23 protein-coding genes are annotated in these 25,068 nt (G+C 49.0%); 5 read left to right on the top strand and 18 right to left on the bottom strand.

Features of this window, described 5'->3' with window-relative positions:
* Positions 1-38: 38 nt before the first annotated feature.
* From ACEVG1_RS09870 to ACEVG1_RS09860, 3 genes are all read left to right on the top strand, one after another.
* Positions 39-896: an alpha/beta fold hydrolase gene (locus tag ACEVG1_RS09870; protein WP_374743492.1), complete on the top strand. Its 858-nt coding sequence runs from the start codon at positions 39-41 to the stop codon at positions 894-896.
* An 80-nt stretch (positions 897-976) separates the two neighbouring features.
* Positions 977-1,900: an NAD(P)-dependent oxidoreductase gene (locus tag ACEVG1_RS09865; RefSeq protein ID WP_374743491.1), complete on the top strand. Its 924-nt coding sequence runs from the start codon at positions 977-979 to the stop codon at positions 1,898-1,900.
* A 21-nt stretch (positions 1,901-1,921) separates the two neighbouring features.
* A complete protein-coding gene (locus tag ACEVG1_RS09860; RefSeq protein WP_374743490.1) occupies positions 1,922-2,446 on the top strand; it encodes an acyl-CoA thioesterase in 525 nt (174 codons plus the stop codon).
* A 4-nt stretch (positions 2,447-2,450) separates the two neighbouring features.
* On the opposite strand, the gene ACEVG1_RS09855 is transcribed toward ACEVG1_RS09860, so the two are convergent.
* From ACEVG1_RS09855 to ACEVG1_RS09820, 8 genes are all read right to left on the bottom strand, one after another.
* A complete protein-coding gene (locus ACEVG1_RS09855; protein ID WP_374743489.1) occupies positions 2,451-2,663 on the bottom strand; it encodes a hypothetical protein in 213 nt (70 codons plus the stop codon).
* Between the two features lie 72 nt (positions 2,664-2,735).
* Positions 2,736-3,737, bottom strand: coding sequence for a DUF1080 domain-containing protein (locus ACEVG1_RS09850; protein ID WP_374743488.1), 1,002 nt, complete (start codon positions 3,735-3,737; stop codon positions 2,736-2,738).
* Positions 3,738-3,764: 27 nt separating this feature from the next.
* Positions 3,765-4,184 carry an EVE domain-containing protein gene (locus ACEVG1_RS09845; RefSeq protein ID WP_374743487.1) on the bottom strand — a complete coding sequence of 140 codons (420 nt, stop codon included), beginning with the start codon at positions 4,182-4,184 and terminating at the stop codon, positions 3,765-3,767.
* Between the two features lie 67 nt (positions 4,185-4,251).
* Entirely contained in the window at positions 4,252-4,602 is a 351-nt protein-coding gene (gldC, locus tag ACEVG1_RS09840; protein ID WP_374743486.1) for a gliding motility protein GldC, read from the bottom strand.
* Between the two features lie 210 nt (positions 4,603-4,812).
* A complete protein-coding gene (locus tag ACEVG1_RS09835) occupies positions 4,813-5,052 on the bottom strand; it encodes a hypothetical protein (protein ID WP_374743485.1) in 240 nt (79 codons plus the stop codon).
* The gene (locus tag ACEVG1_RS09830; protein WP_374743484.1) at positions 5,052-6,380 is read right to left on the bottom strand and encodes a DEAD/DEAH box helicase; all 1,329 of its coding nucleotides are present in this window, start codon (positions 6,378-6,380) and stop codon (positions 5,052-5,054) included. Before ACEVG1_RS09830 ends, ACEVG1_RS09835 begins: the two co-directional genes overlap by 1 nt.
* A 110-nt stretch (positions 6,381-6,490) precedes the next feature.
* The gene (locus tag ACEVG1_RS09825) at positions 6,491-7,375 is read right to left on the bottom strand and encodes a glycerophosphodiester phosphodiesterase family protein (RefSeq protein ID WP_374743483.1); all 885 of its coding nucleotides are present in this window, start codon (positions 7,373-7,375) and stop codon (positions 6,491-6,493) included.
* A 32-nt stretch (positions 7,376-7,407) separates the two neighbouring features.
* Positions 7,408-7,758 carry a hypothetical protein gene (locus ACEVG1_RS09820; protein WP_374743482.1) on the bottom strand — a complete coding sequence of 117 codons (351 nt, stop codon included), beginning with the start codon at positions 7,756-7,758 and terminating at the stop codon, positions 7,408-7,410.
* 95 nt (positions 7,759-7,853) lie between these two features.
* On the opposite strand from ACEVG1_RS09820, the gene ACEVG1_RS09815 reads away from it, so the two are divergent.
* Both ACEVG1_RS09815 and ACEVG1_RS09810 read left to right on the top strand, forming a co-directional pair.
* Positions 7,854-9,014 carry a glycosyltransferase family 4 protein gene (locus tag ACEVG1_RS09815; protein WP_374743481.1) on the top strand — a complete coding sequence of 387 codons (1,161 nt, stop codon included), beginning with the start codon at positions 7,854-7,856 and terminating at the stop codon, positions 9,012-9,014.
* Positions 9,015-9,185: 171 nt separating this feature from the next.
* Entirely contained in the window at positions 9,186-10,427 is a 1,242-nt protein-coding gene (locus tag ACEVG1_RS09810; RefSeq protein WP_374743480.1) for an arylsulfatase, read from the top strand.
* 92 nt (positions 10,428-10,519) lie between these two features.
* Here the strand turns inward: ACEVG1_RS09810 and ACEVG1_RS09805 are convergent, their stop codons facing one another.
* From ACEVG1_RS09805 to ACEVG1_RS09760, 10 genes are all read right to left on the bottom strand, one after another.
* Positions 10,520-10,798: a VOC family protein gene (locus tag ACEVG1_RS09805; protein ID WP_374743479.1), complete on the bottom strand. Its 279-nt coding sequence runs from the start codon at positions 10,796-10,798 to the stop codon at positions 10,520-10,522.
* Positions 10,773-11,954 (bottom strand): glycoside hydrolase family 99-like domain-containing protein, encoded by a 1,182-nt coding sequence (locus ACEVG1_RS09800; protein ID WP_374743478.1) that lies wholly within the window; start codon positions 11,952-11,954, stop codon positions 10,773-10,775. Before ACEVG1_RS09800 ends, ACEVG1_RS09805 begins: the two co-directional genes overlap by 26 nt.
* Before the next feature lie 45 nt (positions 11,955-11,999).
* A complete protein-coding gene (locus tag ACEVG1_RS09795) occupies positions 12,000-13,472 on the bottom strand; it encodes a glycosyl hydrolase family 28 protein (RefSeq protein ID WP_374743477.1) in 1,473 nt (490 codons plus the stop codon).
* A gap of 10 nt (positions 13,473-13,482) precedes the next feature.
* Complete coding sequence (locus ACEVG1_RS09790; RefSeq protein WP_374743476.1) at positions 13,483-15,288, bottom strand: LamG domain-containing protein; 1,806 nt, start codon at positions 15,286-15,288, stop codon at positions 13,483-13,485.
* A gap of 26 nt (positions 15,289-15,314) precedes the next feature.
* Entirely contained in the window at positions 15,315-17,111 is a 1,797-nt protein-coding gene (locus tag ACEVG1_RS09785) for a RagB/SusD family nutrient uptake outer membrane protein (RefSeq protein ID WP_374743475.1), read from the bottom strand.
* A gap of 18 nt (positions 17,112-17,129) precedes the next feature.
* Positions 17,130-20,450, bottom strand: a complete 3,321-nt coding sequence (locus ACEVG1_RS09780) for a SusC/RagA family TonB-linked outer membrane protein (protein ID WP_374743474.1) — start codon at positions 20,448-20,450, stop codon at positions 17,130-17,132.
* Positions 20,451-20,734: 284 nt separating this feature from the next.
* The gene (locus tag ACEVG1_RS09775) at positions 20,735-21,853 is read right to left on the bottom strand and encodes a FecR family protein (RefSeq protein WP_374743473.1); all 1,119 of its coding nucleotides are present in this window, start codon (positions 21,851-21,853) and stop codon (positions 20,735-20,737) included.
* Positions 21,854-21,933: 80 nt separating this feature from the next.
* Positions 21,934-22,506: an RNA polymerase sigma factor gene (locus tag ACEVG1_RS09770; protein ID WP_374743472.1), complete on the bottom strand. Its 573-nt coding sequence runs from the start codon at positions 22,504-22,506 to the stop codon at positions 21,934-21,936.
* A 63-nt stretch (positions 22,507-22,569) separates the two neighbouring features.
* On the bottom strand, positions 22,570-23,976 hold the full coding sequence (locus tag ACEVG1_RS09765) for a sulfatase (RefSeq protein ID WP_374743471.1): 1,407 nt from the start codon (positions 23,974-23,976) through the stop codon (positions 22,570-22,572).
* Positions 23,977-24,080: 104 nt separating this feature from the next.
* Positions 24,081-25,061, bottom strand: coding sequence for a sugar phosphate isomerase/epimerase family protein (locus ACEVG1_RS09760; protein WP_374743470.1), 981 nt, complete (start codon positions 25,059-25,061; stop codon positions 24,081-24,083).
* Positions 25,062-25,068 lie beyond the last annotated feature (7 nt).

The raw sequence follows: 25,068 nt of genomic DNA, 5'->3' as shown, positions 1-25,068 counted from the left end.
TCAATACTTAGGAATTTTGCCATATAAATTCAAAAAACATGGCAAATCATTGGCTTGACAAATCAACGTATCCGTTTACATCAAACTATTTTGACATCAATGGACAAAGGCTGCACTACATTGACGAGGGACAAGGAGAAACAGTTATGTTCGTTCACGGAACGCCTTCGTGGAGTTTTGACTACCGCAACGTCATCAAAAAACTGAAAGCAAATTTCAGATGTGTTGCTATTGACCATATTGGTTTTGGGCTTTCGAACAAGCCCGAATACTACGACTACTCAACACGAAATCACGGTAAAACACTTGAAAAGTTTGTGTTTGAAAAAAACTTAGACAACATTACGCTTGTTGTTCACGATTTTGGCGGTGCAATCGGTTTGAGCTTTGCTATTCAACACCCAGAAAAAATAAAACGTTTAGTTGTTCTCAACTCTTGGCTGTGGAGTAGTAAAAGCGATCCCGACTTTATTAAATTGAGTAAACTATTGAAAAGCCCGTTACTGCCGTTTTTGTATCGTTATCTCAATTTTTCGCCACGATTTATTTTACCAAAATCGTTTGGCGACAGAAAAATCTCAAAGCAAACTTTAAAACAATACACCAAACCGTTTGCCAACAAAACCCAACGAAACGGCACATTGGCGTTTGCCAGGTCGTTGCTTAACGACCAAGATTGGTTTGAAGAACTTTGGAACCAACGGCAAGCAATTTCAAACAAGCCAACCTTGTTTGTTTGGGGAATGAAAGACCCTGTTATCAAACCGCATTATCTTGCCAAATTTCAAAGCGGCTTTCCAAATGCCCAGACAATCCAATTGGAAGCGAGCGGACATTTCCCCCAGGAAGAACAGCCCGAAATTGTGGCAAAAGCAATAATTGAGTTTCTGAACTGACGAGAAAAAAAACATCCTTATCTTTACCCCCGTTAACGCCACGATTAGCGACCAACATTTCACTAAAACACTTAATTTTGATGTCCTCCTCTCCATTAACAAAAAAAATATTAGTCACCGGAAGCAACGGCCTGTTAGGCCAAAAGCTGACAGATTTGGCCCTTGCCGATGAACGGATAGCGCTGGTGGCTACCTCGCGGGGCGAAAACCGGCATCCTGCCGAAGACGGATATACCTATCTCGATTTGGATATCGTCGACGGGGATCAGCTACGGTCGATTATTACCGAACAGCGGCCACAGGCCATTATCAACACCGCGGCCATGACCAATGTCGATGCTTGCGAGCACGATCCTGAAGGATGCAAGAAACTGAATGTCGAAGCAGTCGGAACCTTGATTGGCTTGTGCGAGGAATTCGGCATCCACCTAATCCATCTATCCACCGATTTTATCTTCGACGGAAAGAATGGCCCTTACGCCGAACACGACGCACCCAATCCATTGAGCCTGTATGGCCAAAGCAAGCTAGACGCCGAACAACTTATCCAGCAATCTAATTGCAAATGGGCCATCCTACGCACCATACTGGTATACGGCTTGGTGGCCGACATGAGCCGCAGTAACATCGTATTGTGGGCGAAAGGCGCGTTGGAAAAAGGGCAACCCCTCAACGTGGTCAACGACCAATGGCGTATGCCGACACTGGCAGAAGATTTGGCTGATGCCTGTATGCTTGCCGCCATCACGGGAGCGGAAGGAATATTCCATATTTCAGGGAAAGACCTATTCGCCATTCACGAACTCGTTGCCGCGGTCGCCGATTTCTGGCAACTCGACAAGTCGCTTATCCGGCAGGTCAGTTCGACAACCTTAAGCCAAGCAGCACCCCGTCCGGCAAGGACCGGGTTTGTACTGGATAAGGCACGCCACGTATTGGGGTACAACCCACACAGCTTTACGGAAGGTCTAGCATTGGTAGACCAACAGCTCCGTAAAAAATAGCACACGAATAACGGAAAAAATATGGACGAAAAATTTGCTCGCGAGTCGCACACGATTATGAACGAATTGGTGCTGCCCAACGACACCAACACACTCAACAATCTGATGGGGGGCCGACTACTGCATTGGATGGACATCGCAGCCGCCATTTCGGCCCAGAAGCATTGCAACAGCATCGTCGTCACCGCCTCGGTAGATAATGTGTCTTTCAAGCATCCCATCAAATTAGGCGATGTAATCAGCATCGAGGCCCAAGTGACCCGTGCATTTAACACTTCCGTTGAGGTGCGGCTGGTTGTGTGGGCACAGAACATCCCTTCCGGTACGCGGGTTAAGTCGAACGAAGCGTTCTATACGTTCGTGGCCATCGATCGGCAAAACGAAACCGTGCCGGTGCCACGACTTATTCCGGAGACCGACGAGGAACAAAAGCTCTACAACGAAGCGCTCCAACGCAGGGAACTCCGGTTGGTGTTGGCTGGCAAGCTCAAACCGAAGGATGCCAAAGAGCTCCAGAACCTATTTAGGGAAGTAGTTAAGGAATAACGGCTTAACGTTTTCTGGGTATAATTAGCAATACCACCCCTGCCACAAGTATCACACCACCCACATAAGGCGGCCAATTTACCTGCTCTTTTTTATCGGCCGTGATTTCCAGCGAGCCGATATCCACTACTTTTTCTTTCTTCGTGAATGAAAAGCCGGTCCACACCAGCATAATTGCTCCTACGATTACCAAGATAATACCAACTGTCTTTGCCATAAGATTTATATTTAATCATTCAACAAAGCCAGCGGGAAAATGTTTCAACAGCTTCCCAACCGGATGGTCGGTTTATTTGGCCGGTGTCACCGTAATTTTCCGGAACTCCACGCCCGTATGGTCACCCTGTATATAAATCGGACCCGGTTCGCCTTCATGGCTATTCAACGCACCACCTGTAATGCCCGGGATTTCCTGGTTGCTGATAATCGTTTTGCCGTTGGCGACAACCGTTACCATACGTCCACGCAGTGTGATTTCATATTTATTCCATTCATTTGGTCCCAAAGTTGCCATTTCACTGGGCGACAAGAAGCCATATACACCGCCAAAATACAGGGAGCCGGGGTGCCGGTCTTTCGGCGAATCCTCAATCTGTACCTCATACCTTCCCCGTAAATAAATGCCGGAATTGGCTCCTTCTTTGTAGCGAAATTCGGCAACCAGTTTAAAATCTTCAAACTGTTGTTCGCTAATCAGGTTGGCACCCGTTTCTTTATTGATCAGTATGCCATCTTCCACCACCCATTGGCTGTTGTCGCCCGACGTCTTCCAGCCGGCTAAGTCCTTGCCATTGAACAGGTCGATGGGCTCGCCCCACTGCACATTGCCCGTCCTGACCAAATACGGTGCTTTAACCCCTGTAAAGTTAAACGTGTTTCCTTTATTGGTAGTGATGGTACCCTTAATGCCATCGCCCGCCAGTTCACCTTCAACCGTAAACAGCCCGCCGCCACCTTCCCACTGCGGTGGGATTTGGAACGAAAACTTTCCATTCTGGAGTGCGATATACGACACCGGTCGGCTACTTCCCGCATCGGCCACAAAATGACCGACCAGCACATCAAAACCCGACAACTTGACTTCCAACCAAGAGGGCACTTCTTTGCCTTCCTTATCTACGGTAAGGTCCCATCGCCCGATCAACCCTTCAGCTTCTTCGGGCACCACCTGCGTGGCCGCATTGTGTATCTCTTCTTCTTGCTTCTGCGTGGCGGCGCCGTCATTGCACGAAACCATACCGGCCGTCAACAGACACATTAAAGGGCCATATATGGCATATTGCTTCTTCATAATCATAGGATTAATTTTCCAAAGGTGCTAATCTACAAAATTTCCGTTACCCAACGCCACAATGCGATCGAACTCCTCCCGCTTGAGCGGCATGACCGATAACCGGCCTTGGCGTACCAGCGCAATATCCTGAAGCTGCGGGTCCGCTTTAATGACCTCGAGCGTAACCGGCTTTTTCAATGTTTCCTCGGGTGCCAAATCCACCACCACCCAACGCGCATCCGCCGTGGTGGGATCCTGGTACGCCTCTGTAACCACTTTTGCTATACCCACTACCTCCTTACCCTCATTGCTGTGGTAAAACAACACCAAATCTCCTTTCTTCATGGCTTGTAGGTTATTGCGGGCTTGGTAGTTACGCACGCCGTCCCAAAAGGTCTGCTTATCAGCAAGGAATTGCCGCCAACTATACTTGAAGGGTTCCGATTTTACTAAAAAGTAGTTCATTGCTTTGCTGCTTTTTTGCTAGTTGCTTTTTTGTTGTTTGCTAATTTGCTTTTTTGCCTTATGTCCGCTAATTCTGCTTTTGGCTAACTTCCATTTTTTCCGCGAAGTGATCACAATAATCCCTCAGATCGCCGATGACAGCCTTGGCGATGGGATCGTCTCCCGACGCCCGGATAAACGTATCGCCCAAGGTTTGCAAGGTCTCGTAAAAAAACCGCTTCATCTCGTCCAAAGGCATATCCTTGGTCCACAAATCTATGCGCATCGAATTTTTATAATGGTGATCCCACAGGGCCAAGAACAATGCTTTGGCGGGCAGGGCCTCCTTGTTCTCGCCATCGGACGATTCCCACACGATGGTATCCGGCACGTTATTTTCGTCCAGTTCTATCGTTAGCTTTATTTCTGCTTTTTTCATCTAATTATTTTTTTTATCGGCTGATGAGAGCTCGATGTAAACAATGATTGCCCTGTGTGTCAATATTATTTACATCTCGGTTTCATCTAATTATTTTTCTTTATCGGCTGATGAGAGCTCGATGTAAACAATGATTGCCCGGTGTGTCAATATTATTTACGTCTCGGTTTCATTTTCAGTTTTTAAAATAGACTACGGATAACGCGGATGCTACAATTTCAACATCCAAATAACCAATATGACAAACACCAGAAAAATCCCCTCCACAATCCATATCCGTTTGAGGCTGCGGAGCATGAGCCGGAAAAACTGGTCGGCAATAACCATGACCAACAAAAGTAAAAAAAACCAGCCAATAGTTCCCATCCCCACCGTATTGTCCATGACCTGCCAAAGCAGTCCTGCTAAGGCAAGTGCCGAGGCGATGTTCAATGGCGTTACCCGCTTCATCACCGCCGTTTATGTTGCTTTTGATCGTGCTTACGGCCGCCCCGTCCCTGTTGCTGGGTTTTCGATGCGCGCTGATTAGCTGTCTTCTTTTCATGGAAAGCCCCTTGGAAGTCGGGATTCTCCTTCCGCTTCTGGGCATCAATCTCTCTTGCAATTGCCTGCCTTTCTTCGAAACCTGTTTTCTCTATAAACACGCCTTCGGGAATAGCCAATACCGGTATCTGCTGGCGGATCAGTTTCTCGATCTTATCGATATAATATTCCTCTGCCGGATTGCAGAACGTGATGGCATCGCCCGTTTGGTAGGCCCGGCCGGTACGGCCGATACGGTGCACATAGTCTTCGATAACAATGGGCACGTCAAAATTGATGACGTGGCTCACATTGCTCACGTCCAGTCCCCGGGCCGCCACATCCGTCGCTACCAAAATCCGCACGCTCCCCTCTTTGAAAGCGTTGATGGAATTTATACGTGTGTTCTGCCCTTTGTTAGCGTGGATTACACGTACATTGTCCGTGCCGTACTTGCGTTCCAGAAAGTGGAATACATTATCCGCAACGGCTTTGGTTTTGCAGAAAACAATGAGACGGGTTACAGCTTCGTCGTCCTTAAGCAGGTGCTGGAGCAAATTAATCTTCGTTTTCAGGTTGGGCACATCATAGCGCATCTGGCTTACGGTCTGTGCCGGTGTGGCCTGTTCGCTCACTTCCACTACCGTAGGAAACGCGAGGAAGTCGCCCGCGATCTTATGCACCAGCTCACTCATGGTAGCCGAAAAAAGCATGTTCTGCCGCTTACGGGGCACTACTTCCAATATCCTATGCAGTTTGCCGATAAACCCCATGTCCATCATCTTATCGGCCTCGTCCAAGACGAGCGTTTTAAGCGATTTGGTAACGACGTGACCGGCGAGGTACAGGTCGAGGAACCGACCCGGCGTGGCCACAACGATATCGACCCCCTTTTCCAGCTCGGCTAGCTGCGCTTTCGGACCGAGCCCGCCGTATAGTACTACCGTACGTAGATCAGTGTATTTGGCAAATAGCTGGATATGCGCTTCGATCTGCATAGCCAGTTCGCGGGTGGGCGACAGGATAAGTGCTCTGGGATCATCGCCCTGCGCGTACTTCAGCTTCATCAGCAGCGGCAGCACGAAAGCGGCGGTCTTTCCGGTACCTGTCTGGGCTACCCCCATCACGTCTTGACCTGCCAAAATCGGCGGTATCGCCTTTTGCTGTATGGGCGTAGGCTCGGTATACCCCGCCTCCTCGATGGCATTGAGGATTTGCCTGTTGAACTTGAAATCGGCAAAGGTAGTCCGCTCCATTCGGCAAACTTAGAAAAGATTGCAGATAAAGCAAACTTTTCGATCTCTCATCTGCCATTAAAGAACAAATTACGCTAGATGAAACATAATAAGAGCAGTTACAATCGTTATCAGTTCAATGCGTTCCCCACTTCAATGGGTAGGTCCGATTCCAAAATGGATGCACCATCGGCGAAAACAGCCCGGTAGGCGTCGGCGCGTTCCGCTCTGTTCGGCAACTTATCGTAGGTAGGAGCGGCAGAGACCATGCACATCACGCCTTCCGCATGGAGGAGTTTATACATTTCCTGGTTTTCAGGCTTCACATCCGGGCCGATGTAGGCAATCATCCGGTTAAATGGAATATTCGCGGCACGGTACGCTTCAAACACTTCAGGCGTCTTGATGTGTGCCGAGAGCATCTGGTCACTGTTTTGATCCACGTAGAAGCGGGCCTGTTCGGGCGAGTGCACGGTAACCATCACAAACGAATAAGCGTTGTGCTTCCGGATGATATCGGCGGAAAGGGCAATCGGTAAGTCCTTTTGATCGAGATTCAGAACGGTCTTACCCCGTGCCCATTCAATCACTTCATCCAATGTCGGTATCCGGTAAGGTGTTACATTTCCCTCACGGTCCTTGAGCCGCAACTGTTGCAGCTCAGCCCAGGTATAGTCGGCCAGCTTTCCCTTCCCGTTTGTCGTCCGCTCAAGCGTGGCATCATGCATCAATACAACCACACTATCTTTGGTAAGGCGGGGGTCAATCTCAAAGAAGGCAGGGACATGCCGCAACACAGCCTCCATGCCCTCAATGCTGTTTTCGGACAGCCCGTTCTCTACCGTACCTCGGTGACCACTAACGATGGTGCTTCCCGCTTTATAGGAAAAAAACTGGTGGAGCTCGGCCGGTGTTTTAAAATCCAAACGATGGATATCGCTGGGCTCATCCACGCACGCACCTGTGCCAAGTATAAGCATCAAAGCAATCGATACTGCATTAAAAAGGTTCTCCATATCATTAATCAGTTAGTTTGACCGTTAGCTATTTAGTCTTGCCGCCGCACAAGCAGCACCTCATCCGTATCCAACAACACGTATCCATATTCATAACAAAACCGGTATTGGGCTCCCTCATTCGTCTCATTCATATCGGTGATGTAATTGAAGTTAAACCCCTCATTTATCAACGTTTGCCACTTCACCTTTCCCTCCCCTCGAGGATTCAGCATCTCCAAAATCTTCCGGTTCCGTTTGAGGATATTGTTTACCTTCCGGAGGTAACCACTTTCCTCGCTATTACGCCGGTTGTTGTAGTTGGCACGGCAGTTATCGTCGCAAAATTTCTTGTCGGCGCGCCCTATGAGCAACTCACCGCAGTCCAAGCATTTTCGTTCCATAGGTGATGGTTCTGTTTGACAGCCATTTGATGGTGCCCTAAAGATAGGATTTTTTTTGTAAATACATTTTGTAGCTTTGCCGTACACACGCCACCATGCGCATACTTTTTATCCATAATTTTTATCAGCACCCTGGCGGCGAAGATGTTGTTTTCGAGCAGGAGAAAGCCCTGCTTAGCACCACAGAAGACGTATTCTCACTAACGTTCAAAAACAAAAAGGGCTGGCGGGGTGCCTGGCAAACCTTCTGGTCTCCGTGGAATCTGTGGGCTGCCATGCAGGTAAAGCGGGCTATCCGACGCCATCAGCCAGATATTATCCACATCCACAACCTGCATTACGCCGTTGGCCCCGTCGCTGTGCGGATAGCGAAACGCTTGGGTGTGCCTGTGGTAATGACCTTGCACAATTACCGGCTGCTGTGCCCCTCGGCAACGTTGTACCACGATGGCGGGATCTTTACCGCCAGCCTCCATGTGGACTTCCCTTGGGAAGCGGTGCGAAAAGGCGTGCACAGCCGCTCCGTGGTAAAAACAGGGTGGCTCGCCTTCACCACTTGGCTCCACCGGAAGATGGGCACCTGGCGCATGGTCGATCGCTATATCACACTGACCGAATTTGCCAAGCAGCTGTTTGTAAACTCTTCCTTTGGCATTGCCGCTGAAAAATTCGTAACGAAGCCGAATTTCGTGGCCGATAGTCCTAAAACCACTGGCCCACGCGGACAGCATTTTCTGTTCATTGGCCGCCTAGCCGAAGAAAAAGGGATGAACGTACTATTGGATGCTTTTAAAGGCACAGATTACTCATTGCGGATTGCAGGTGATGGTCCACTGAAAGACCGAGTAATAGAAACAACCCGGATATCACCGAACATCACCTATCTTGGTAGCCTCGGCCGTTCGGCTATCAGCCAACAACTCGCCGAATGCTCCGCGTTGCTATTTCCCTCCATTTGGTATGAAGGATTGCCCATGACGTTGATTGAAGCATTCGCAGCCGGCACCCCTGTCATTGCCAGCGATCTCGGCGCCATGCAAAGCCTCGTAAACGAAGGGATAACTGGGTGGCGGTTCGCCCCCAACGACGCGGCAGCATTACGCAGAAGAGTTGCCGAATGGCTACGTACGGATGATGAGTACAAAGCCCAGATCGGCCGCCAAGCACGAGAAGAATACCAGCGGCATTACACGGCAGAACAGAATAAAAAACAATTGCTAACCTGTTATCATGCAATGAAAGGAGCCGCACTATAATGACCCGTAACACCCTATTTTGCTATTGCTAGGCTTATTACCACTGGTACCATATGCCCAAAAACGTCCCAACATTGTGTTCATTCTGGCCGACGACCTCGGCTATGGGGACCTCGGCGTATACGGCAACATATCACCACGCCACATATCGATCAACTCGCGGCCGAAGGGATGCGTTTCACCCAGTTTTACGCGGGCACCACCGTGTGCGCACCTTCGCGATCAGCACTCCTCACCGGCCAGCATACCGGACACACCTACATTCGTGGTAATAAGGAAATACAGCCCGAGGGGCAAGAGCCCTTGGCAGACTCCGTACAGACGTTTGCCCAACTGCTGCAGGGGGCGGGTTATGTTACGGGGGCCTTCGGAAAGTGGGGGCTCGGTATGGTAGGCACCAGTGGCGAGCCCAACCGCAAAGGCTTTGACGAATTTTTCGGGTACAATTGTCAACGCCAATCGCATCGATATTACCCTACCCACCTGTGGCACAACAGTGAAAAAGTAATATTGGCTGGCAATGACCTGTCGCAAAAAGCGCATTATGCTCCTGCCATTATCCAACAAAAAGCACTGGCTTTCATCGAAAAACAAAAAGACACTTCATTCTTCCTATTTATCCCCACGGTACTCCCCCATGCGGAATTGCAGGGCCCGGCAGACGAACACTATAAACAATACGAATACGCGTTTGAAGAAATACCGCACCGGGGCAACGACTACGGGCCCGAAGCTACGATAGCCGGCTATGCCTCCATAGCCAAACCCCGGGCTACGTTCGCCGCCATGGTGAGCCGGATGGATGCATACGTAGGGCAGGTGATGGCCAAGCTCGACGAACTGGGACTGGCCGATAACACCATCGTACTATTCAGCAGTGACAATGGTGCCCATAAAGAAGGTGGGGCCGACCCGGTCTTTTTCAACAGCTCGGGAGGGCTCCGGGGGTTGAAACGTGACCTCTACGAAGGGGGTATCCGCACGCCATTCATCGTACGTTGGCCAAAACACATCGCTGCAGGGAGCGTCTCTGATCATATCGGGGCGTTTTGGGATATCATGCCTACCTTTGTTGAACTTACCGGTGCGCCCAACCCCAGTTACAGTGATGGCATTTCATTCTTACCTACCCTCCTCGGACAGGGCCTCCAACCTCAGCACACCTACCTTTACTGGGAGTTTCACGAGGGCGGCGGAAGGCAGGCGGTCCGTATGGGCAAATGGAAAGGCGTACGGCTTAACGCCAAAGAGACACCAGATGCACCGGTAGCCCTATATAATCTACAGGTAGATCCCGCAGAAACAACCGACGTAGCCGTTGAGCATCCAGCGATTGCGATACGACTGAAGCAATTGATGGACGAAGCCCATCAGGAGAGTGCGGTATTTCCGCTTTTCCCCGACCTGAAATAGTTGTGTTGTCACCTGCCTTTAGACAACGATTGAAAAGTAATAACAGACACCGCTAGCAAAACAATAACTGCGGTGTCCGTTTTGGTCATCGGTCAACTAAGCGGCAATTCACCGGACTGGAAAAATGCGAGTGGATGACCATCCGGATCGATAAATTCCGAACTCCAACCACCCGGAGCTTCGGTTACCGGCGTCACGATTTCCACCCCTTGTCCGGCCAGCTTTTCCAATACGGATTTCATGTATCCTTCCGCGAGCTCGAAGACTACAATCGGCGATTTCCCGATTTCTACTTCCCCTTCAAAAAACAGCAATTCGATGTCCTCACCTCTATTGATTAAGACATTATTGATTTGTCTTTCCGAAGACATCCCGGATGGCCTCTAAATAGGCCATGCCATTTACCTTATCTGGCTCTAGGTAACTCCCTTCGGTCCATTCGTTCCAGCAATTCACCGTTATAATCTTATCGCCCGTTATTCGTTGATCTGCAAATTTTTTCATGGTTACCAGCGATTTCTTGAATGCCTCCGGTGTATTCCCGACCATGACCGGCATATAAGGGTAACCTAGATTCTCAAAAGCGGTAGCTTGGTGAGTTCTCGGCGATGCGTCCCAACCCATTGTCATATTTGGGTAATAGGGTATTTTATACTCTTTCACAGCCTCTTCAGCATATTTGAAGTATTCCGTACTGACGGAGTCGTAAGATGTAGCTGGAAATTGATTGAGCCCCACGTGATGTATCCACACGTAGGATGTAAACGAATTAAAGCCCAATTCTTCTACCAAAGCGGCAGGATTGCTGACCACCTCTTCACTGGGCAATACGGTACGTCCCCATACTACCGCATTCATGTTGATGTCGTGAAAACCTGCTTTTCGTGCCTTTTCCCGAAATGCATCAATGCCTTTCCGGGTATCGGCCACACTGCCAAAAATCTCAATAAAGCGGGTCAAATCATAAATCGAAAAATAAGGTGCACCATTAATCTGCCAGTAAGATGGGTGCGAAAAGTATTTTTCAATGATAAAATCCGTCATCTTATCCCAAGTTTCTTTCGTGATTTTACCCGGATAAAGCATCTCGCGGTCCTCCCGCGAGTCGAAAGGGTGAATATCTTCCCAATCATGGTTGGCCCACATGAGTGCAAATTTTAGCAGATCATTGTTTTTCGCCTTCATAAAACCTTCTTCCAATGCACGCTCCAAAAACTGACCGTCATCGTAGTAATACCAGTCAAAAATAAAGGCATCTATTCCATGCGTATGTGCAGCGTCGATTTTCTGTGCCATAGCAACCGGATCAGCTTCATCCGTATATCCCCAAAGCGGTTCTATGGGCTGCCGATGGCTTTCAAACCTCGGTTTGGCATTCTTCACGAGCTCCCATTCGGACCATCCTGCCCCATGTATCTTTTCGTTGCGAGCATCGACATGATAGTTGGGGAAATAATATGCCGCCACCGTATACGGCCGCTCCTGTTCATGAAGCGTGCCTAAGCAAGACATTATTACACTGCTCATACCTAGGGCAACTAAATAAATAGTTTTCTTCATCATCTACTAAATTTAAATCATTTGTATGGATTCAATAAAAGGGTCGGTTGTGATTCGGGCCGCCACCAGCGTATTCAGCGGCTCGCCATTGAATTTCCAACGGTGGATTTGTACATCACGTATCATAGCACGGTCATTTGCCCCTTGAAATACCGACGCTGGCATATCCGCACCCGGTTGCCGGCTAATCGAAATATCAGCTACGGTTAACCTGTCTAATGTCCCGAATCGTTCTTCCTGTGAATAGTCCGTTTTAGTAATGCGGGCCTCTAGCAGATACGGAACATAGCTCCCTTTGCCTTCATCGGCATACACTTCCTGGGGTTGGGTCTGGAGTTTCGGCTGGTAATGCACCTCATCCATTTCTATACGGATGTTTTCAAACCGGATATCGCGGATAGCAGCGCCATCACCATGCAGGATATCCATCGCTGCATAGGACGTGCGTATGATATCGCAGTTGTGAAACCGAATCTTTTCTATGGCGGGGGCTACGGTCTCCGCTCCGATTTCAAAAGCCTTTCCCCAGTCACACCAAACAACACAGTTTTCAAAACGCACATCATCTACGGGAAGATGCTGATAGGCACCCTTCTTTCCTTTCACTACCAGTCCATCGTCAAATGATCGGACAAAGCAGTTGGAAACCACGACCCGCTGGCTGTTGCAAACATCAATGCCATCAGCATTGTAGCGCCACAAGCCGATCAGTTTTACACCATCGATATGAATATCCGAACAGCCGAACAAGCTGAGACACCAGGTGTCGGGATCCCGTAGAATGACCCCACTCACCTTGCAATCTGAACACCCCTCCAACCGGATAGCTCCTACGCCTTTACCACGTTCCAGCTTGCTTACGTCGATGATTCCACGACCGGAGATGGAGACCCCATGGGCGTTGATGGCATGGAAACAACCATGGACCACAGCCCCCCGTTCGAGATATACCGAATCACCACTACTCAGCTCCTTTTTCCCGATTTCATGTACACCGGGCCCGAAGTAATAGGTACATGCTTTGCGTTGTGCAAGAGGTATTGTGACCGGCGGTTGCGCAAATAAATGTATGGCATGATGGTAGCCGTTTATTTCTACAACCAAATCCATTGGGTGTGGCACATTGAACTGGATTGTCGGCCCGTTGATTTCGGGTTTAATCCCGGCAGCTAAAGGCCTTACGGCTACCTTGCGGATAGGGACGGCCGAGGTCAAACTCACCGTTACTTCAGATTGCATGTCCCAAGTGGCAAATGTGGCTAATTCCGTCTGATCGAGTGGACGCTGGTAACCGGGCCAAACTTGGTTGAAGGGAACGGCCGACACCCTACATGCATGCAAGGCCACCGGCATACCGTTTATGGTAAGCCGGTGGCCCGTCAGTGGCGGCTTAGCATACGAGGTACGACTTAGCGTGGTTCCTGCAAACAACAAAGCGAGCCGCCTGATCATCTCCTTTCGTGTATAGTGTTTTTCACTTTCCACGTACACGCTTTTAGTGCGACTCAAACGCATAGAGTTCTTGGATTCTCTCCGCGTCTAACGCCTTGTTGTATAGACGTATTTCGTCTACTGCCCCTTTGAGGTGAGGATCGCCATCCCCTGGTGCAATACGAAAGCCTACCCGCATGGGGTTGAGCGAAGATGCCACCGATCCACTGATATCCATTTCACTGGTTCCCGTGAGTTCCCCGTCGACATAAATCCGGACCCTCACCCCGTCATAAGTTCCCACGAGGTGATGCCAAGTAGAGGGGCTCAACTCTTTGTCCAACCAAAAAACAACGCTCCCGTCTCCGTACCATCCATTATTGGTCGTATTCACTACAAAATGCCCTATACCGCCATGCTCGCCGTGCACGATAAACTGGAAAATGGATTCAACCCCAAGAAGGAAGATGTCCCTGTCTGCCGGAATCTCCTCCATATTCACCCAAAAGGAAACCGACAATTCGTCCATACCGGTGAGTGTGCCTTCGACATTGCTGATTTCCAGGTAATCGTCCACCCCGTCAAGCTTCAGGCCATTGTTGCGCCTTCCTTCTGCAAAAGTGGCACCATTATGCGTTGTCCCCCGATTGGGTCCAGACCAGTCAAAAGCGGAATTATTGAGATTCCAATAGCCAATGGGGCCATCGGAAAGGTCAACCGTCCATCTTTTTATTGACATATTGGCTGGGTCAGAGGTCCTGTTGCCACAATACACGTAGAACCGCTGGCCCACTACGGCATTTTCCTCGCCTCCCTCATCAACAATGCTGGCGTACTGCCATCCCGAATTTTCCGGATAGGCTGTTGGTGCTTCGTTAGCGAGAATCTTGTACAACCGCCAGGTTATGCCATCCGCAGACTGCCATAGCCTGATGTACGTTTCTTCTCCAAACCAATTCATCGAGGTCATCACCAGGTAATACATCCCATCATAGGTGCTGTATGCTGCGTTGGTATGGCTAATACCCGGTATGTTACCACCATGTAAGGCTACAATCGGTGAATGGTTACCACCCAAGCCCGCTTCGGAAAACGACCCGTTGTGGTACTTTGTCCACGGACTGGTATCGCCGACCCGCGCAGCAGCAATAACATCTGCCACCGGTGCTCTAGCCACATTCGTAGTTCCATGCTCATTATAGTAACAATAGAAGTAATCATCTTTTACAAAATAAGGTGCGCCCTGAAGAAATCCACCCTCAAGATCCGGGTCATTATAGGGTGAAATGATTTCCCCCAGGTATCGGAACGTATCGCCATTGTCCGTCGAATAGCCAAGCGATATCCGCCCTTTATTGTCACTACCACCAGCAGTAACAAATTCCATGTGCAAAAAGGCAAGTAAACCATCGAACGAATCGTGGTACACACTCATGATCCATGGCTTGCCATTGATGTCCGCATCGTTCACAAAGAGCGCAGACCGATTCTTGTTAAACATGGGCGTGGCCAGCGGATTATCGACCGATCCATTGGCTTTTTGATGGTATTCGCCCCAGGCATCCGAATGCATCCAATAGCGTGTGCCATCCTTTACCCAACTGCTTAGCGGAGCATCGATAAAATCAGCTCCCATAGCCAGTACTTGTGCGGCAGTTGCTACGTTCTGGGGTGTACTAACGGTATAAAAATAACTTCCATCCCATCCCGGTTCGGGTTCTTCAGGTTCTTCGGGTTCCTCGGGTTCGGGTTTTTCAACCAACGGTTCAATGATCGATTTCTTCTTACAGCCCTGTCCTAGTGATGCAAAAAACAATACGCACAAACAGGCCAATAGCAGGAAAAAGATCTTTCTTGTATTTATATTCATCGTATTCATATCTATCCCTCCAAAAATCAATACCCTGGGTTTTCGACCAAGTTCGCATTCTGCCCTATTCGGCCGGGTGTGATCGGCAAATAATAATTTTCGGGGCGAAATAGGGGTGGTGTGACGGTACCGTCTATATGATCAACGACTTCTATGCGGTATCTTCCCGTCGTATAGTCCAGTATATACCGTAAGCCTGAAAAGCCACCCGTCAAATCGGTCACGGCTGTCCGCCACCGCCTGAGATCCCAATAGCGGTGCCCTTCGTAGGCCAGTTCGACCTTACGTTCGTGCTTAATCTTTGCTAAGTCTATCGAACTGTGTTGGGCTACCCCCGCACGTTGCCTAATCGTGTTGATTGCCAGCAAGGCCTCCTCGTTAATACCCAGCGCATAGGCTGCTTCCGCGAAGTTAAGCAGTACCTCCCCGTAGCGGAAAATAATCCAGTCGGTACCTGATGTGCCCCGCTCGCCAAGGTTGTTTTTACTTTCATCCAAGTATTTCATCACACCGAAGCCAGTGCCAAAACTACCATCCACCTGTTGGTTGCCCTTAGCCAATACACCTTGATAGGATCCATCCGCCAGCAACGTTCCATCCGATGTGATCAAGCCGTTGTGCCAGTCTAGCCTGGTGCCTTTCCATGCCGTGTTTAAGGTATATATCGTTGCAAAAAACCGTGGTTCTCTATCTTGCCATAGTTCTTCGGCAGTCCACAACCCTTGTTGGATGGCATTGCGATCGAGTGTGCCCGGCGTGCCGTCGACCTTTTCGAATGCCTCGGCCATCTCCAGGTAAGGCGCATCGACGTTTCCGGCCCCCCATGCGTTTGGCGGCGGTGTCTGGAAAAAATCGTAAGACCAGCCGTTGCCGCCCCGATCGCGATCGGTAAAGGTATGGGGGCATACAAATATTACCTCGGCATTATTCTTCTTGATAAACAAATTACGGAAATTGGTCACTTTATCGGCATCTTCATCATAGAGGGAGAACCTGTTGTCGAGAATAATTTTGACCGCCGCATCGTATGCTTGCTGGTAATAGCCAATAGCCATGGTAGCGGGTATGCCAAGCAACCCATCCAGCTGTACCTGGCCATAATCCGCAATGCTTGCCGCATACAGGGCAGCTCTACTTTTCAGCGCCAATGCCGCATATAGGGATGGCCGGCCATAATTGCCTCCGACAGCCTGTGTTGGCAAATCGGGCACAATGGCATCCATCTCACTCAATATGAAGTCATAAATTGCCTGTTCGCTTGCGCGCTTGGGATACAACTCTTCGTGCGGATCGTCCACTTGTTGGGGTTTTGTGATCAAAGGCACACCGCCGTATCGCTTGACCATGGCGAAATAGTTGAAGGCTCGGATAAACCTAGCCTCTGCCAAGCGCTGCTTACGGAAGCTGTCCTCTACCGTCGCCGTAGCCATCTTATCTATAAACTCATTGAGTATGCGGATCACACGGTAAGAGCTCTCCCACCATTCCAATAGTCCGCCGCCAACGGTGAGCCCGCCCAACTTGTAGTAATAACCCAACGACCCTGCTACCGAGGGCCAATTGGTTCTCCCTTCATCGCTGATGTGGTTTATCGCAAATGGAGCGGCCCAACTTCCACCGGTATCCCAGTCGTTTCCACCGGTTTCGTTGAGGAAAATGTAAGTCTGGGCATACGCCTGTGTCAAGTATGCATCTATAAGGACTTGATCGCCCCATACCTGTCCATCTGATATAATATCTAGGGGTACCTTGTCAAGTACATTTTTTTGGCAGCTAAGCAGCGTACCCCCAATTGCCAAACATGTTAATAAATATCTTTTCATGAGATTCAATCTATATAATTAAAGAGATGCTGATAACCCGAAGCTGAACGTGCGTTGTTGGGGATAATAAGCAGAACCGTTGCCGGAGGGTGACTCCGGGTCTATGCCGTAGGCTTTCAACCGGTCAAATGTCAGCAAATTGGTCCCTGCAAAATAAACCCGGAGGTTGGTGAAGCCTACGGCATTTAACCATGTTTTTGGTAATGAATACCCCACCGAAAGCACCTTTAACCTCAGGTATCCTGCTTTTTTCAGGTAATAATCTGAAAAGAAGGCATTGGAAGGCGCCCCTCCGATTCGGGGTACAAGCGCATGGGGATCATTGTTTACCGGTGTCCACCGCAAATCGTATACGGCGGCTGGAGACAATAGCCCGACGCCATCTAATCTCACATAATTATGATAACCCATAGCGCCCTGAAATAGGAAGTAAGCATCCAAGCCCTTGTACTTCAGTGTACTTCTCAACCCCATCATCCACTTGGGGATCGTTCCCTTACCAATATCTGTCTGATCTTTGTAATCAATTCGGCCATCCCCATTCAGGTCTTTGTATCGGATGTCTCCGGGGCGTAGTGTGGAGTTTCCAGCGTTGTCCTGGTCGAAGGGGAGTTCTTCGATTTGCGAATATTGCGTAAACAGCCCATCAGACAAGTACCCGAGCTGACGATCTACCCATTGTCCAGACACTTTGAAGAGTGCTACTTCCACCTCATCGATATATTCGGGTTCTTCATAGTGTCCCCATTTCGCCCTCGCCCATGAAATATTGCCGGATACATCCCAGATAAAATCGCCAAGGGAACTTGCGTTACCCAATTCCAATTCAAACCCCCTACTATTTTGGCTATTCAGGTTTTCAGGAGGCATGTTGGCTCCAAAAGTAGAAGGCAGAGAGGTCAAGCGAGTTGCTGGTATACCTTCACGGTTTCGATAAAAACCCTCCATAGAGCCGTACAGCTGCCGCTGCCAGAATGAAAAGTCAAACCCTACGTTGGAAATTGTCAGTTTTTCCCAAGTGAGTGTGGGGTTGGGTAGGCCTGTTGAAACTAACCCTTGTTGAGCCCCGCTACCTAAAACGTACGTTTGGCCATAGGTATAACCGGAAAGGTACTGGAAATTACCCACGCCATCATTGCCCGATGTTCCATAACTGGCACGCCATTTCAATTCGTCAATAGCCTCCACACTGGCTAAGAATGCCTCCTTATTAACTCGCCATCCCAGAGAGACACTAGGAAAATACCCCCAACGGCTTGTCGCCGGGAATTTGGCGGAAGCATCCGCCCGTAATGTCGTTTCCATCAAGTAGGTATCGTCGTAGCTATAATTAATCCTTCCGATCACGCCTTTGCGCCCCATCTCGTTGGCGGCACCATCGTTAAACATGCCGTCGGTGCTACCGGCAAAAAGCTGGTCGATGCTGGACGTAAGAAAATTAAAGCGCGAACCGGTCAAGTAGTCACCGTAGTAATCGATAATTTCATAAAGCATCAATGCCGACAAGTCATGCCTATCGCCAAATTTTCGATTATAATTGAGGGAGAATTGCCCGGTGATCATTCTATTCTGATTTTTACTGGTGCTTAATGAAGCTTTTTCTCCCAGCGCTCCGGCCAGCGTATAGGTATCGCTACCTGGATCGTAGGTATAGAATGTGACCGGTTTTACAAAATATTTGGTAGAACCATAGGTATGCGAGTAGTTGGCAAACGCCTTCGCGCTTAATCCCTGAATCCCTTTGAACGCATAGTTTAATGCCAATGCTCCCCTAAGATTCTGTTGGTCGCCGTCGTTGTATCCAAAAATATCCCTGTTGGTCGTTACGTGCGCCCCACCCGTTCCGGCTCCATTAGCAAAGGAGACTCTTTCTGGATCAGGCAGATATGCTGGATAGATCGGTAGGGTGTTCCAGTAATCGTCCCATGCAGCGCCTCCAGCGGTTTGAGAGCGGGAGGCATATTGCCTAAACTCCGTCGTACTGGTGACATCAAGTTGGAGAGTAAAGTTATCCTGAATTCTTGCGTCGACATTGGATTGGAAGTTATAGCGCGAATAGCCTCCGCCATTTTTCTTCCACATGGTTTCTTGATCGAGGTATCCCAAAAAGCCATAATAACGTACGCGTTCCGTCCCGCCCCGCACGGAAATGTTATGCTGATGTTGGGGGGCATAATCCCGTATTAACACATCATACCAGTCCGTATTGGGATATAGTGGGTCGTCTCCACGATAGTAGTTTTCAATCTGCTCGGGCGTAAACGGAACCTGACTTGGCGGTTGGCCAGAATTAAGCCAGCCTTCCGAGCGAAGCTCGGCATACTGACCGGAATTAGAGGGCCTCAGCATCCGCGTGACGCCTTGTAGCGTATAAGTGGAATTGAGCGTAAAAACAGGTTCCCCCTGATTACCCCGCTTCGTAGTCACCAGTATTACCCCATTTCCCGCCCGGGAGCCGAAAATCGAAGCCGAAGCATCCTTGAGTATAGAAATGCTTTCTATGCTGTTTGGATCTAGCGAATTGAAATCGGCTTCAACCCCGTCAACAATTACCAGGGCACTCCCAAATCCACGTATCTGTATATTTGCACCATCTGCACCCGGAAGTCCCTGTTGTTGGAAAGAAATCAAGCCTGGTAAGCGACCAGCGAGCGTAGTGGATGTACTGGCTACCGGAGCAATACTTAATTCATCCCCTTTGACTGTAGAAACCGAACCTGTGACAGTTTCTCTCCGTTGTACGCCATAACCAACAACCACGACTTCGTCCAGATCACTAACCGTAGCCTCCATCAACACATCAATGGTAGATAGATCGCCTACTGACCGCTCAACAGGACTAAAACCAACGATCGAAAACACTAAGATGCGCCCGCTTTCAGGAATACTAATACGATAACCCCCATACGCATCAGAAGTAACCGCTACAGGGGTTCCCTTAACGGATATGGTTACTCCTTCCAGCGGATTTCCCTGGTTATCTGACACATTACCTGTGATTGTACGCTGTTGAGGCATGGTAATGGGTCTATTTGCAACAGGCGATGAACGTCGTTTTGTTATCGTTACAATCCCGTCCTCCAACGACCAATCCAATCCTCGATCGGTCAGAATCATATCCATCGCATCCGCAAACTCCACCTGCCTCAGCTGCGCATCAATACGGATATCTGGGAGATGTTTACCATGGAATAAAAATGAATATCCTTGTTGTTTCTGAAATTCCCGCATCACCTCTCCGAGAGGGGTGTTTTTTACGTTAAGCGTAATCTTTTGTGCGTTAGCCTCTGCGAGGGCGTTGAACGCTAAACCCAAGGTCAAGAAAATCGCTAATTTCATAATCAGTAATAATCGGTAACTGAAAGGCCAAGAAAAGCCCCTTACACATCGTGTAAAAACCATATATTTGTCGTGTTTGAATGGTTAATAATTTGGTTTCGGCCCGGTGTCCAAACGAAGGCCGCTAATCAATCCAGGCAACAAGAACGGGTGATGCTGTTAGTATCATCCGTTTTTTTGCGGATATTCCATTATGCTGTTTTATCGTTATGTCTGCATAGCAACTACCTCCTATGGATTTTAAACTGGTATCACATTTAGTTAATTTTCATTCCACATTGCTGCTACTTATTTTCGCTAACCAGCAGTTGTTTCTTCGAGCCATTCTGTCTGATCTCAAAATTAAGCCCGCTTTTAGCAAACGAATTTAAAACTGCGCTTAAAGGCTTGGCCCGGTCAACCATGCCGAAAACGAAAGTTGCCGGCATATTTCCTTCGTACGATACTTCGAGATCATACCAACGGGCTACCTGTTCGATAGCCACCCGGGGTGGCACATTGTCAAAATAGAAAAAGCCATCCTTCCACGCCGTGTAAGGTACTACGTCTACCTTAGCTATGTTCATCGTCGAGCCGGAAATGACCGCTTGCTCTCCTGGCTTTAATAGATTTGAGATTTGAGATTCGAGGTTTGAAATCTTTACCTTCCCTTCTACCAACGTGGTTTTGGTTTCGTTTTCGGCTGGATAAGCCGAAATATTGAACTCCGTGCCGCGTACCTCAACCGTTTGACCGCTGCTATTTACCTTAAAAGGCCTACTTTTATCTTTCACCACAGCAAAATAGGCCTCACCGGAAACCCTAACCACCCGTTCTGCGTCGTCAAACCGGCTAGGGTATGTCAATGTAGAAGCCGCATTTAACCAAACATTTGTTCCATCGGAAAGTGTAATTTGATAGATGCCCCCTTTGGGTGTGGTAAGCATAAGTGTTTCGGAAGGTTTAAGTAACAATGTATCCCCACTGTTGTAAGTAATATTGTCTTCCGCTATGACAATGCCGGTTTGTGTTTCGCTCAAATCAATCACCCGCCCATCAGCGAGGCTAAGTGTAGCACGATGGCCGCCGGGAAGGATTTCTTCGGCCGCGAGTATTGGGTCAGTAGGTAACTTCTCCCTATTGTACAGAAAGAATGCCCACGTGCCCACCGCCGCTAAAATAATAGCCGCAGCTGCATAGGGAAGCCATTTCCGGAAACGGACGGTGTTTTTCCGCTGTATGTATATTTGTATTCTTTTGTCAATTTGATTACGAAGGGTTGTTTGTTCCTCCGAGGTCAACACCTCTTCACGGCCCTCGATGTTGTCAAACGCATCATAGTACGTGTCCATGAAGTGCCGTTCCGCATCAGTAGCAGAACCACGCAGGATTTTCTTCGCTAGTTTATGGAATATATTTTCCATGCGTATTGTATCCGTTTAAAATGGTCTTTACGGATATTGTCTAGAAATCCCGGGAAACTCCCAAAAAAAATTCAACTTTTTTAATTCAAGAATACCAGACCCATAATCACGGTCTTTATCAGCAGTGCCCGAAGGCTATTGCTTGCGGTATTAAGCTGGTTCTGAACGGTCTTTTGCGACACTTGAAGCTCCTCTGCAATTTCCTTGGTGCTTCGCCCTTCGAAGTAATGCATTTCAAAAATCCGGCGTCGTTTACGGGGAAGTGTTTCCAGCCATGCCGTCAAAAGGCGTCGCGTTTCCTGTTCACCGAAAGGCCCATCAGCCGTAAATGGTGAAACCAGCATTTGTTCAAAAGGCTCTACAAACGCAGGCAGAGCTTTACCTTTGGCAAGCAACGTGTATATTTTATAACGTACGGCCGTATGTAGGTAGGGTTCCAGCCGTTGAATCGATTTATTTCCCCGATGCACCCATAAGTCAATGAATACATCCTGTACAACATCACTACACTGCTCCCGGTTGGCTAAGCGCCGATAGGCAGTTTGGTATAGCGCATGCCAATAACGCTCGTAAATACAGTTAAAGGCTCCCTGATGCCCCTCTTTAAGTAGTGGTACCAAATCTTCATCCGTATACTCCGCGTAGTTATCCAATTGATGTAGTTAGTTTAGCAAAGGTAGCGGATTGGGCGAAGAAAGCAAAGCCGCCGAATACCCCTATTCACGAGCTTGCGCTTTCAAATCGGCAAAAGAACGTTGGAATGCTGCGATTAAATCCGCGTAAGCTTCGTTTGTTGCCTGATTGTGAACCTCCCAGCGATTTTCGGTCAGATCGAAGAATTCCTCATATTGATGTTCGGGATACCATATATATTTATAATCCAACGAAACAACAGCCTCGGACACGGGAATGTGGGGTGAGCCATAAAAACGGTGCTCATAATAAAACCGTTCCCGAGTAGGTATCCCATGGTTAATGCTTTCAGTAAGATCTACCCCTTGCATGTCTGTTGGAATGCTATCGTGGCCGATGCCTGCCAGTGAAAGGATGGTCGGTGCGATATCGATATTAAGGGCAATTTGGTCAACAGCTCGGCCCGGGTCTACTGCGGATTTCCGAGGGTCATAGATGATTAGCGGCACACGAATCGACTCTTCGTGAGCGAACCACTTACCTTCCAACCCATGTTCGCCTAGGTAAAACCCATTGTCGCCCATAAAAATGATAATGGTATTATCGTCAAGCCCATGGTTTTGTAAATGCACCATCAACTTTCCCACTTCCGCATCTACGCCCGAAATCAGACGGTAGTAATCTTTTACCGACTCCTGATAGGTTTCGGGGCTCGAAAAAAAAGTTTGCCACCGGTATCGTGCAATACTTTCGGGTGCTTTGAAAAATGGGGGTAGGCTGTCCCAGTATGCAGGTTTTGTGGACTCAGGTACCGGAACCGTCGTGCTATTATACCAGTTGGCAAACTCCTCCTGCACCACGTATTCCGGAGGCCGCCCATCCAATTCATGCGGTGCTTTAAAACTCACCGAAAGACAAAAAGGTTGCGTAGATGTATCTTGCGAAACCAAAAATTTGACAATATCGCGGCCAATGCTGTCCGTATGGTGTACCGGTTTTCCATTTCCATCGTAAAAGATGTAGGGTGGCTGTCCTTTTTCCGTGCACGACCAGAAATCGAACTGTTCCGCCGGTGGATTTTCGCCCACCCCAAATTTCCCGATAAACCCCACACGATACCCATTACGTTTTAATACCATTGGATAGGTTATCTTAAATGCTTCCGGCGAAAAATCCGTACCAAAATCATCAATGCTGTGCTTAGCCATATGCTGACCGGTAAGGATACTTGCCCGACTTACCGCGCAGATCGATGTGGTGACGTACGCGTTGCGGAATAAGTACCCCCGCTGAGCCAGTTCGTCGAGATTGGGCGTTCGGATAACCGGGTTGCCCATGCTTCCAAGCGCATCCCAGCGATGGTCGTCGGTAAGGAGGAAAATAATATTAGGCCGTTTATCCACTTCGTTGCGGCGGTGATTTGCACGACTGATTCCGCTCAACAGTACTAAGACGAACAGCAGGAATTTCAAGATATCCCTCGGGTTCATTCTTCTATTTATTCGTTATGTATTCCCGCACCCGGCCGATGCTCGATAAGCGTTACCTTTTTCAACCGGTAAAGTGGCACGAAAGGCAGCAGACAAGCCGTCGGTTACGCTCCGAGCGCTTTACGTGCAAATTCCACACATTTAGCGACTTCTTTGACGGCATCCGAGCCTTCAGGTATAGAATACTCCAATTCAATCGTTGCCGGAAACTTGTACTTACGTTCAGCCATCAATCGCAACGCGTTCGCAATCGGCGTGTCACCTTCGCCCCAAGGTAAATTTGCGCCGCCGTTGGCTTTCGACTTCCGATCCTTCGTGTGCATGCTCACGATGTGCGGATGTTTGGCCTCAATAAACGGTATGGCTTCAAAGCCCGCCGCCACGTAGTGCCCCATATCGAAGTTGATAGCGTTATAGGGGGATTGTGCAATGGCACCGTCCCACATGTCAAATGTTTGCTGCGTGTGGCCATGGTAACCGACATACACCTTGTTCCGGGCCGCTAGGTTGCCCAAGCGCAGGGTATGCGCGGGGTCTTGCGGAAACTCCACGTTGGCTTGGTTGGCACCCAAGGCTTTCGCAGCACGGAAAGCGTAGTCGATCTCCGCATCGGTATTATTCGCCCCCAGCGCACTTGGTTTATAGCCGTAGATGCGCACGCCGGCTTTCTTGTATAGCTTACGGAGCTGCTCGAAACGGGCCATGGGCACGTTTGCACGCCATTCGGCCAGTGTTCGGGAAAAGGCGGCTCGTGCGGCCTTGTCCGCCGCTTCATCACCCGACCTTGCAGGGGCCTCAGGGGCTCCGGCAAATGCTTCGGCGGCAGGCCCCATCAGCTCCACAGCACTCACATTCGCCTCCACACAATAACGCAGCAGTTCTTCCGCGCTGCTTGGCATAGACCGGAAAGAGTAAGTGATTACGCCTACCTGCACCCCTTTGAATACCGAATTTGGCTTGCCGAGATTACGGATATAGGCCGGCATGCCCCAAACCGGGGATGCGATGGCGGCACCAGCCATCAATGCCGATGTCGACGCCAGGAACTGGCGACGGGAAATCGATGCTTTTTCTGTTGGTTTCATCTTCCTT

This window comes from Parapedobacter sp. 2B3 (genome assembly GCF_041925275.1).
In the GTDB taxonomy this organism is placed as follows: domain Bacteria; phylum Bacteroidota; class Bacteroidia; order Sphingobacteriales; family Sphingobacteriaceae; genus Parapedobacter; species Parapedobacter pyrenivorans_A.
This window is presented reverse-complemented; position numbering and strand designations above follow the sequence as displayed.